The organism is Peteryoungia wuzhouensis (assembly GCF_003205195.1).
Lineage (GTDB): Bacteria > Pseudomonadota > Alphaproteobacteria > Rhizobiales > Rhizobiaceae > Allorhizobium > Allorhizobium wuzhouense.
This window is the reverse complement of sequence record NZ_QJRY01000003.1, coordinates 247,281-257,856: the sequence shown is the minus strand read 5'-3', so window position 1 is coordinate 257,856 and position 10,576 is coordinate 247,281. Positions and strand designations below refer to the sequence as shown.

Annotated in this window: 7 protein-coding genes; 6 read left to right on the top strand and 1 reads right to left on the bottom strand. The window is 59.9% G+C overall.

Features of this window, described 5'->3' with window-relative positions:
* The first annotated feature begins 109 nt into the window (after window positions 1-109).
* The 4 genes from DMY87_RS10375 (at window position 110) to DMY87_RS10360 (ending at window position 4,133) form a co-directional block, all read left to right on the top strand.
* Window positions 110-967, top strand: coding sequence for an SDR family oxidoreductase (locus tag DMY87_RS10375; protein WP_110791226.1), 858 nt, complete (start codon window positions 110-112; stop codon window positions 965-967).
* Window positions 968-1,009: 42 nt separating this feature from the next.
* Complete coding sequence (locus DMY87_RS10370) at window positions 1,010-1,816, top strand: alkaline phosphatase family protein (protein WP_110791225.1); 807 nt, start codon at window positions 1,010-1,012, stop codon at window positions 1,814-1,816.
* A gap of 68 nt (window positions 1,817-1,884) precedes the next feature.
* Window positions 1,885-2,601 (top strand): SDR family oxidoreductase, encoded by a 717-nt coding sequence (locus DMY87_RS10365; protein WP_110791224.1) that lies wholly within the window; start codon window positions 1,885-1,887, stop codon window positions 2,599-2,601.
* Window positions 2,595-4,133, top strand: a complete 1,539-nt coding sequence (locus DMY87_RS10360; protein WP_110791223.1) for a cryptochrome/photolyase family protein — start codon at window positions 2,595-2,597, stop codon at window positions 4,131-4,133. The genes DMY87_RS10365 and DMY87_RS10360 overlap by 7 nt, the downstream gene beginning before the upstream one ends.
* Window positions 4,134-4,148: 15 nt before the next feature.
* On the opposite strand, the gene DMY87_RS10355 is transcribed toward DMY87_RS10360, so the two are convergent.
* Window positions 4,149-5,894: a glucan ABC transporter ATP-binding protein/ permease gene (locus DMY87_RS10355; RefSeq protein WP_110791222.1), complete on the bottom strand. Its 1,746-nt coding sequence runs from the start codon at window positions 5,892-5,894 to the stop codon at window positions 4,149-4,151.
* A gap of 288 nt (window positions 5,895-6,182) precedes the next feature.
* On the opposite strand from DMY87_RS10355, the gene DMY87_RS10350 reads away from it, so the two are divergent.
* The gene (locus DMY87_RS10350; RefSeq protein ID WP_110791221.1) at window positions 6,183-6,920 is read left to right on the top strand and encodes a LuxR family transcriptional regulator; all 738 of its coding nucleotides are present in this window, start codon (window positions 6,183-6,185) and stop codon (window positions 6,918-6,920) included.
* Between the two features lie 115 nt (window positions 6,921-7,035).
* Window positions 7,036-10,497: a pyruvate carboxylase gene (gene pyc, locus DMY87_RS10345; protein WP_110791458.1), complete on the top strand. Its 3,462-nt coding sequence runs from the start codon at window positions 7,036-7,038 to the stop codon at window positions 10,495-10,497.
* Window positions 10,498-10,576: the final 79 nt, after the last annotated feature.

Sequence of the window (10,576 nt, the reverse complement as noted above, 5' to 3'; positions counted from 1 at the left end):
ATTCGGGGCCGGCATCACGCCGGCCCTTTGTTTTTGGTACCACCGATTTCCGGAACTCATCCATGGCTCGCCGGTTTGACCCTCGAACCCACACGAGGAGACAGACAAGATGGCCGATTATCCGACGCCTCCGTTTTCGCAGGACAAGGTCCCGATGCCGGGCCGAACCGCAGACATGAATCCAAGGCCCGACCATGGCGAGGAAAGCTACAAAGGCTCTGGAAAGCTTGAGGGCCTGAGGGCCATTGTCACCGGCGGCGATAGCGGGATCGGCCGCGCGGTTGCCATTGCCTATGCGCGGGAAGGCGCAGATGTGCTGATTTCCTATATCGAGGAAGACGAGGACGCCCGGGATACCGCGCGTTGGGTGGAAAAGGCCGGTCGCAAAGCCGTCCTGGTGCGCGGCGACATCCAGAATGCCGATCATTGCCGCGAGATTGTGGACATGGCGGTCCGCGAACTTGGCGGCGTCGACATTCTTGTCAACAATGCTGCCCATCAGGCGACATTCGAGGGCATCACTGAAATCCCGGATGAGGAGTGGGAACTCACCTTCCGCGTCAATATCCATGCGATGTTCTATCTGACCAAGGCTGCCGTGCCGCATATGAAAAACGGCGGTTCGATCATCAACACGGCGTCGATCAATTCGGATAGTCCGAGCCCGCATCTTCTCGCCTATGCGACGACCAAGGGCGCAATCCAGAACTTTACCGCGGGGCTTGCGCAGATGCTGGCGGAGAAGAAGATCCGGGCGAATACCGTGGCTCCGGGGCCGATCTGGACTCCGCTCATTCCGTCGACGATGCCGGAGGACAAGGTGAAGAACTTCGGTCAGCAGGTGCCGATGAAGCGCCCCGGCCAGCCGGCGGAATTGCAGACGGCCTATGTGATGCTCGCTGATCCGCTCTCCAGTTATGTGTCCGGCGCGACGATTGCAGTCACCGGTGGCAAGCCTATTCTCTAAGTCGGCCTTGCCTTTGGCGCGCAGCATGGCAAGTTGCGCGCCATGAACAAAGTGATCCTCATCGTTCTCGACGGGCTGCGCTACGACGTAGCCCGCTCCTGTCTCGGCTATATGGAAGGCTTAGTTGCTGCGGGCCGGGCCGATGTGCGCAAGCTGACCTGCGAACTGCCGGCCATGTCGCGGCCGATCTACGAGACCCTGCTGACCGGGCGCAAACCCGTGGACCATGGTGTGGTGAGCAATGGCGTGGTGCGCCGCTCGGTGGGGGACAATCTCTTCTCGCGGGTTCGTGCGCGGGGCGGCGTGACGGCAGCCGCCGCCTATCACTGGGTGTCGGAGCTCTATGTGTCCTGCCCGTTCGACCGGTATCGCGACCGCATTCTCGTCGATGGCACAGGCGATATCACCCATGGCGTTTTCTACTGGGACGATGCCTATCCCGACAGCCACCTCTTCGCCGATGCCGAATGGCTTGTCAGATCCAAGGCGCCCGATTTTCTCCTGCTGCACCCGATGAATGTCGATGATGCCGGCCACAAGCATGGGGGCGACAGCATCGGCTATCGGAACGCGGCCCGCATGCAGGGCGATCTGCTGGCGCCGCATGTGCCTGATTGGGTCGAGGCCGGTTACAGCGTCATAGTCACGGCAGATCACGGCATGGGCGATGACGGCAATCATGCAGGGCCGACACCGGAGGAAACGGAAGTGCCCTTCTACACGGTGGGCTTCCGGATCGAGAAAGCAGCCCTGTCGCAGCAGATCCAGATTGCCGGCCTTGCCTGCCGGTTGATGGACATCGATCCGGGTCAGATGCCCGCCTTCGAAGGCACCATCGAGCGCCTCTGAGACAATCTGTGCCTGATCCGGGTTGGCTGGCTGCCGTAATGGGTAGCACAGACCTGCAGGAGATCCAGATGTCCGACTTTTCCGGAATGACGTCCCTTAATCCCGGTTACGGCGCGCTTGTGCTCGGGGCGAGCGGTGGTATCGGCGGCGCCTTTGCCGCTGCCATCAAGGCTGATCCTGCCTGCGGTAGCGTGGTCGAACTCTCCCGCAGCCGCGACGGTTTCGACATCACGGATGATGCCTCTGTCGGCGCTGCGGCTGCCCGGTTCTCGGAAGCAGGCTACAAATTCGATCTCATTGTCTGTGCGACGGGTGCGCTTGTCATCAATGGCAATGGCCCGGAAAAGACGATCAAGGCGATCCAGGCCGATGTGATGGCGGCGCAGTTTGCGCTGAATGCGATCGGCCCGGCGTTGGCGCTGAAGCACTTCGCGCCTCTTCTTTCCAACGAGGGCAAGAGCGTGTTTGCCACGCTGTCGGCGCGGGTCGGTTCGATCGGCGACAACAAGCTTGGCGGCTGGATCTCCTATCGCTCGGCGAAATCGGCTCTCAACCAGATCACGCGCACCTCGGCGATTGAAATTGCCCGTCTCAGACCGAAGAGCGTGGTGGTGGCGCTGCATCCCGGTTCCGTCGATACCGGCTTTTCCGGCGGCTTCTCGAAGACGCATGACAAGATCCAGCCGACTGAGAGCGTCGCCATGATGCTCTCGGTGCTTGATGGACTTGAGCCGGCGCAGACCGGTGGCTTCTTTGCCTATGATGGCCAGCCGATCGAATGGTGAAGGCGCAGCGCATCCATCTCGTTCTCGGCGACCAGCTCAGTCATTCGCTGTCTGCGCTTGCCGATGCCGATCCGAAGACCTCGCTGGTGCTGATGGCGGAAGTCATGGACGAGGCGACCTATGTGAAGCATCACAAGAAGAAGATCGCCTTTCTCTTTTCCGCCATGCGGCACTTTGCTGAGGAGTTGCGGGAGAAGGGGTTCCAGGTCCGCTATGTCAGGCTGGATGATCCCCAGAATACGCAGAGCCTCAAGGGCGAACTGACCCGCACCCTTGCCGAGAGTGGCGCCTCTGCAGTCATCACCACGGAATGCGGGGAATGGCGTCTGGCCGAGGAGATGCGGGGCTGGGAAACTGTTCTCGGGGTGCCCGTCGAGATCCGCGAAGACGATCGCTTCCTCTGTTCGATCGAAGACTTCCGCACCTGGCGCAAGGGCCGCAAGCAGCTGCGCATGGAATACTTCTATCGCGACATGCGCCGGCGTCACCGGGTGCTGCTGGAGGGCGAGGAGCCGGTCGGCGGCAAATGGAATTTCGACGCCGAGAACCGCAAGCCGCCGGCTGCAGGCCTGAAAGGGCCAAAGCGGATTAGCCATAAGAAGGACCAGATCACGAAAGCCGTGCTGGCGCTCGTCGACGAGCGCTTTGCCGGCCACATGGGTTCGCTCGACCGCTTCGATTTTGCCGTGACCGCTGATCAGGCGGAGATGGAGCTGCAGCAGTTCATCGACGAGATCTTGCCCAACTTCGGCGACTACCAGGACGCGATGGTCAAGGGCGAGCCCTATCTCTACCATTCGCTCATCTCGTCCTACATCAACGCCGGATTGCTACTGCCGATCGATGTCATTCGCCGGGCGGAGGCCGCCTGGTTCGAGGGGCGGGCGCCGCTCAATGCCGTCGAAGGCTTCATTCGCCAGATCCTCGGCTGGCGCGAATATGTGCGTGGCATCTACTGGACGGAAATGCCTGATTATGCGGGTCTGAACCATCTCTCCGCCTCCCGCCCGCTGCCGCAGATGTACTGGACGGCGAAGACCGAGATGGCCTGTATGCGGGGTGCGATCGGCGACACCATCGAACATGCCTATTCGCATCACATCCAGCGGCTGATGGTGACAGGTAACTTCGCGATGCTGGCCGGGATCGATCCGGCCGCGGTCTGCGACTGGTATCTCGCCGTCTATTCCGATGCCTATGAATGGGTCGAATTGCCGAACACGCTCGGCATGGCGCTCTATGGTGACGGCGGGGTCATGGCCAGCAAGCCCTATGCCGCAAGCGGCAAATATATCGACCGGATGAGCAATTTCTGCGGCGGTTGCCGTTACGATCCGAAGCTGACGACCGGGCCGAAGGCTTGCCCGTTCAACGCCCTCTACTGGGATTTTCTCGATCGCAACACGGAAAAGCTGGGGCGCAATCCACGCCTTTCCAACATGTATGCGACTTGGCGCCGAATGGATCCGTTCAAGCAGGACGCGATCCGCAAACATGCCGTCCGAGTGCTGGAGACGCTCGATACGCTCTGAGCGATCCAGTCGACCTCAAATGGCTGGGCTTGGCTCTTCCTTGAGCAGGCCACTGGTCCGAAGCAGCGAGCTGAATCGGCCGCCGAGCGCGCTCAACTGGTCGTAATTGCCCATTTCGATGACCTTGCCGTGGTCGAGGAAGACGACGAGGTCGGCCTCGCGGATCGTCGAGAGCCGGTGGGCGATGATGAAGGTCGTGCGGTTCTTGCGCAGCCGGTCGATCGCCTCCTTCACGCGTGCCTCGGTCTCGACGTCGAGCGCGCTGGTTGCTTCGTCGAGCACCAGGATCGGCGCGTTCTTGAGGATCGCCCGGGCAATCGCGATACGCTGGCGTTCTCCGCCCGACAGGCGGTTGCCGCGTTCGCCGACATGGGTGTCGTAGCCGATCATGCGGCTTTCGATGAAGTCTGTTGCCGCAGCAGCCTCTGCTGCCTGAATGATCTCTTCTTCGGTCGCGTCTTCGCGGCCAAGGCGGATATTGTCCTTGATCGAGCGGTTCAGCAGGCCTGCGTCCTGGAAAACGGTTGCGATGGCATGGCGGAGCGACTTGCGGGTCACTTTGGAAATGTCCTGCCCGTCTACCAGAATCTGCCCGGACTGCGGCTCGTGAACCCGCTGCAGCAGATTGATCAGCGTGGTCTTGCCGGCACCCGTCGGACCGACAATCGCCACCGTCTGCCCCGCCTTCACGGCAAAGGACACGTCCCGGACACCCTGCGTGGTCGACGCGAAATCGAAACACACGTCGCGGAATTCGACATCGCCACGCACATTTTTGAGTTCGGTTGCGCCGGCGCGCTCTTCCCGCTCCTGGACCGCATCTTCCAGAAGATAGAAGTCTTCGAGCTTCGAACGAGCCTCGAAGATCTGGTTGACGAAGGTGATCATCTGGTCGAGGCGGGCGATGAGCAGGCCGGCAAAGCCGGTAAAGGCAATGATATCGCCCACCTTCAGTTCACCGCGCTGAACAAGCAGGGTTCCGATCACGAGGATAACCAGCATCGAAAGCGTCGAGGCAATGCGATTGAGCGCGCCGGCCAGCGCCCACCAGTCGAGGACCGGATACTGGGCCGACAGGAGCTTCGTCGTGTATTCCTTCAACGCTCGAGTCTCGGCCTCGATCCGGTTGTAGCTGTGCAGCACTGAAACATTGCTGATCGAATCGCTCACATGGGAAAAGACCGTATGGTAGTGACCCTCGACCGAAGCCTGGCCCTCCTTCGTCTTCACCATCACTGTGCGCCCGATGATGACATAGAGGATGGCAAGGACCACCAGAACCGAGGTCAGGCGCATGTCCATCGAGAAGGCGGTTGGTAGCAGCAGCGTCAGGGCGACGGCTGTTGCCAGATGTGTGCGCATGAATTCCAGCCAGAGACCGAAGAGGGTCTCGCCGGCGCGAAGCAGCGTATGGAGGGCATTCGACGTGCCGCGCTTGTGGTGCCAACTCAGTGGCATCGAAATGATCTTGGCGAACGATGCCGTCAGCAGGTCCGCACGACGACCATGCGCCAAGCGATCGGCCTGGCGTGCGACCAGAACATAGGCGACCGTGTTGAAGACTCCGAAGCATCCCCACAGGATCAGGATCTGAGTTGCGTCCCGTTTCTCCGAGATCGCATCGATGATCCGTCCGAACAGGATCGGCTCAATGATGGTGACGGCGGCCAACACAATGTTCGCGATCACGACCAGGGATACGCGAAGCCTGTAGGTCGCGAGATATTTCAATGCTTTGAAGTAAACCTGGAGCAGGGACACGCAATTACCTCCGGCTGGCGCGGCACGCGCCAATGCTGGGATTTACCATGTCGCTACCGCATCGGGTAGCGAAGCCTCGACTGCCTAACGCCGAGGAAGGCCGTGCGCAAGATACTGTCTGACAAACAGGAATTTGACACACTAATGGTTGCAAGATTCAAGCGCTCAGTTTTAAACTTCATCGGGCTCATTTTGACAATGAGCGCTCATATTGCATCCGGCATTCGACAAAGCGTTCGCTCGTGGCTTTTTAATGTTATTTCAGTGCTTATCTTTTGGGGGGGATTGGTGAATATAAACCAGTTGCTGCATTTTTTGGTCGTCATCGACGAATGCCGTTCTGCTTCCGATATCGTGGCGGAACTCGAAAAGCTCGTCCGTTCGTATGGCTTCGAATACTACGGAATTGTTCGCCAGCCCAAACCGGATGAAAACCCCATGCAATTGGTGCTGGCAGGTCATTGGCCCGATGGCTGGCCGCAACTCTATATTGCCAAGAAATATGTGTTGATCGACCCCACCATTCGTTATCTTGGTCAGGCGAGAGGTGGCTTTCGCTGGCGCGATGCTTTGCATGCGTTTCGTTCTGACCCTCATCGCAAGCGCATGGAGCGCATGCTGTCCGATAGCGTGCGTTACGGCCTGACGGACGGCTATATTTTCCCCGTCCATGGGCGTGGCGGATTGATGGGCAACATGACCGTTGGCGGCAAGCCGATCGATCTGTCGCCGATCGAGATCAGCCTTTTCGACGCGGTTGCCAAAAAGGCTTTCTGGCGTCTGCTTGAGTACAAGCATGGTGACCTGGCGGAAATCACCAAGCCTGTCGATACGCGGATGACACGTCGGGAGATGGAAGTTCTGAACTATCTTGCTGATGGTTTGACATCAAACGAGATCAGCCGAATTCTGAAGATCTCAAACCACACTGTCGACTGGTACATGAACGGCATTCAGGACAAGTTGAACGCCAAAAATCGTCAGCACGTGGTTGCCCTGTCCTTCAGACTTGGGCTTGTGACCTGACGATTCGGGATTTTTATTGGCTTCGATCAAGGGAAATTGAACTTCCTAAAACAACGCGCTATGACTTTTGTTCGCAGGTGCACAATGCCCTGGCATGTCGTTTGGGGAGATCGAATTGCCAATATCCAAGATCCTTGTCGCCAACCGTTCGGAAATCGCCATCCGTGTCTTTCGTGCGGCCAATGAGCTGGGCCTGAAAACGGTTGCCATCTGGGCCGAGGAAGACAAACTCGCGCTGCATCGGTTCAAGGCGGACGAAAGTTATCAGGTCGGGCGCGGTCCGCATCTGGCACGGGATCTCGGACCGATCGAAAGCTATCTGTCGATCGAGGAAATCATCCGGGTTGCGAAACTTTCCGGGGCTGATGCCATCCACCCGGGTTATGGCCTTCTTTCTGAAAGTCCCGAATTTGTAGAGGCCTGCAACGATGCAGGTATCATTTTCATCGGACCTCGAGCCGAAACCATGCGCCAGCTTGGCAATAAGGTTGCCGCCCGCAATCTGGCCATTTCCGTCGGCGTTCCCGTTGTTCCTGCGACCAATCCGCTGCCGGACGACGAGGCCGAGATCCATCGCCTTGCCGAAGAGATCGGCTACCCGGTTATGCTCAAGGCCTCCTGGGGCGGCGGCGGGCGCGGCATGCGCGCCATTCGCGACCCGAAGGACCTGCTGCGCGAGGTGACGGAGGCCAAGCGCGAGGCAAAGGCTGCCTTTGGCAAGGACGAAGTCTATCTTGAGAAGCTCGTCGAGCGCGCGCGACATGTCGAAAGCCAGATCCTCGGCGATACCCACGGGAACGCCGTTCACCTGTTCGAGCGTGATTGCTCTATCCAGCGGCGAAACCAGAAGGTGGTTGAGCGTGCGCCAGCACCCTATCTGTCGGACGTGCAACGCCAGGAACTGGCGGACTATTCGCTGAGGATCGCCAAGGCGACCAACTATGTCGGTGCCGGCACGGTCGAATATCTGATGGATGCCGATACCGGCAAATTCTACTTCATCGAGGTCAATCCGCGCATCCAGGTCGAGCATACCGTCACCGAAGTCGTGACGGGCATCGATATCGTCAAGGCGCAGATCCATATTCTGGATGGCTTTGCGATCGGCACGCCGGAATCCGGCGTTCCACAGCAATCGGATATCCGGCTGAACGGCCATGCCTTGCAGTGCCGCATCACGACGGAAGACCCCGAGCAGAACTTCATTCCGGACTATGGTCGCATCACAGCCTATCGCTCCGCTGCTGGCTTCGGCATCCGTCTCGACGGCGGCACCGCCTATTCCGGCGCGATCATCACGCGCTATTACGATCCGCTTCTGGTCAAGGTCACAGCCTCCGGCAGCACCCCGCAGGAGGCGATCAGCCGTATGGACCGCGCATTGCGCGAGTTCCGTATCCGCGGCGTCGCGACCAACCTGACCTTCCTCGAGGCGATCATCGGTCACCCGAGCTTCCGGGACAATTCCTACACGACGCGCTTCATCGATACGACGCCGGAGCTTTTCCAGCAGGTCAAGCGTCAGGACCGTGCCACGAAACTTTTGACCTATCTTGCCGATGTGACCGTCAATGGTCACCCGGAAGTGAAGGGACGCCCGAAGCCGCCGGAAGATGCGGCAAGACCCGTCATTCCCTTCATCGACAAGCAGATCCCGTCGGGCACCAAGCAGTTGCTCGATGAGCTCGGTCCGAAGAAATTCGGTGAATGGATGCGCAGCCAGACGCGCGTGCTGATGACCGACACGACGATGCGCGACGGGCATCAGTCGCTGCTGGCAACCCGCATGCGCACCCACGACATCGCGCAGATCGCTGGCACCTATGCCCGTGCACTGCCGGAACTGTTGTCCCTGGAATGCTGGGGCGGTGCGACCTTCGACGTGTCCATGCGCTTCCTGACGGAAGATCCGTGGGAACGCCTGGCTCTGGTACGTGAAAGCGCGCCGAACCTGCTTCTCCAGATGCTGCTGCGTGGTGCGAACGGCGTCGGCTACAAGAACTATCCCGACAACGTCGTGAAGTACTTTGTTCGCCAGGCGGCGAAGGGCGGCATCGACCTCTTCCGTGTCTTCGACTGCCTGAACTGGGTCGACAACATGCGCGTGTCGATGGATGCCGTGGCCGAAGAGAACAAGCTCTGCGAGGCGGCGATCTGCTACACCGGCGACCTGCTCAATTCGGCTCGTCCGAAGTATGACCTGAAATACTACACTGCACTGGCTGCCGACCTGGAGAAGGCCGGCGCGCATATCATCGCCGTCAAGGATATGGCAGGCCTGCTGAAGCCGGCGGCCGCCAAGGTGCTGTTTAAGGCGCTTCGCGAGGCGACCAGCCTGCCGATCCATTTCCACACGCATGACACGTCGGGCATTGCGGCTGCGACGGTGCTTGCGGCTGTTGATGCCGGCGTCGATGCCGTCGATGCCGCCATGGACGCCTTCTCCGGCAACACCTCGCAGCCCTGCCTCGGTTCGATCGTGGAAGCGCTGCGCGGTTCCGAGCGTGATCCGGGTCTCGACCCGCATTGGATCCGTCGCCTGTCGTTCTACTGGGAAGCTGTGCGCACCCAGTATGCCGCCTTCGAAAGCGATCTGAAGGGTCCAGCGTCCGAAGTCTACCTGCATGAAATGCCGGGTGGCCAGTTTACCAACCTCAAGGAGCAGGCGCGCTCGCTGGGTCTGGAGACCCGCTGGCACGAGGTGGCGCAGGCCTATGCCGATGCCAACCAGATGTTCGGCGATATCGTCAAGGTCACGCCGTCGTCGAAGGTTGTTGGCGACATGGCGCTGATGATGGTGAGTCAGGACTTGTCCGTGGCCGATGTCGAGAACCCGGCCAAGGACATCGCCTTCCCGGATTCCGTCGTGTCGATGCTGAAGGGCGACCTCGGTCAGCCCCCGGGTGGCTGGCCGGAAGCGCTGCAAAAGAAGGCTCTGAAGGGCGACGCAGCCTATACGGCCGTGCCGGGTTCGCTTCTGCCGGATGCCGATCTCGATGCCGAGCGCAAAGTGATCGAGGAGAAGATCGGGCGCGAGGTCTCCGACTTCGAATTCGCCTCCTACCTGATGTATCCGAAGGTCTTCACCGACTATGCGCTCGCGGCCGACACCTATGGTCCGGTCTCGGTCATTCCGACGCCGCAGTACTTCTACGGCCTGCCGGCTGGCGAAGAACTGTTCCTCGACCTGGAAAAGGGCAAGACGCTTGTCATCGTCAACCAGGCGATCGGCAACACCGACGACAAGGGTATGGTCACCGTGTTCTTCGAACTGAACGGCCAGCCGCGCCGCATCAAGGTGCCGGATCGCGTCCATGGTGCCTCGGGTGCTGCCGTCCGCCGTAAGGCGGATCTTGCTAACGCTGCCCATCTGGGTGCGCCGATGCCCGGCGTCATCTCGACCGTTGCCGTCGCCGCGGGTCAGGCCGTGAAGTCGGGTGACGTGCTGCTGTCGATCGAAGCCATGAAAATGGAAACGGCGCTGCATGCCGATCGCGATGGCACCATTTCGGAAGTCCTGGTGCGGATTGGTGACCAGATCGACGCGAAGGACCTGCTGATCGTCTATTCCGCCTGATAGACTGGGTCAGTGACCTACATCAAAACGCAAAAGGCCTCGCCGGATGATCCCGGCGAGGCCTTTTCGTTTTCGTTCA

Excerpts from the sequence above, each read along its gene's own strand:
- DMY87_RS10375 (WP_110791226.1), top strand. The coding sequence starts at position 110 with ATGGCCGATTATCCGACGCCTCCGTTTTCGCAGGACAAGGTCCCGATG.
- DMY87_RS10370 (WP_110791225.1), top strand. The coding sequence starts at position 1,010 with ATGAACAAAGTGATCCTCATCGTTCTCGACGGGCTGCGCTACGACGTA.
- DMY87_RS10365 (WP_110791224.1), top strand. The coding sequence starts at position 1,885 with ATGTCCGACTTTTCCGGAATGACGTCCCTTAATCCCGGTTACGGCGCG.
- DMY87_RS10360 (WP_110791223.1), top strand. The coding sequence starts at position 2,595 with ATGGTGAAGGCGCAGCGCATCCATCTCGTTCTCGGCGACCAGCTCAGT.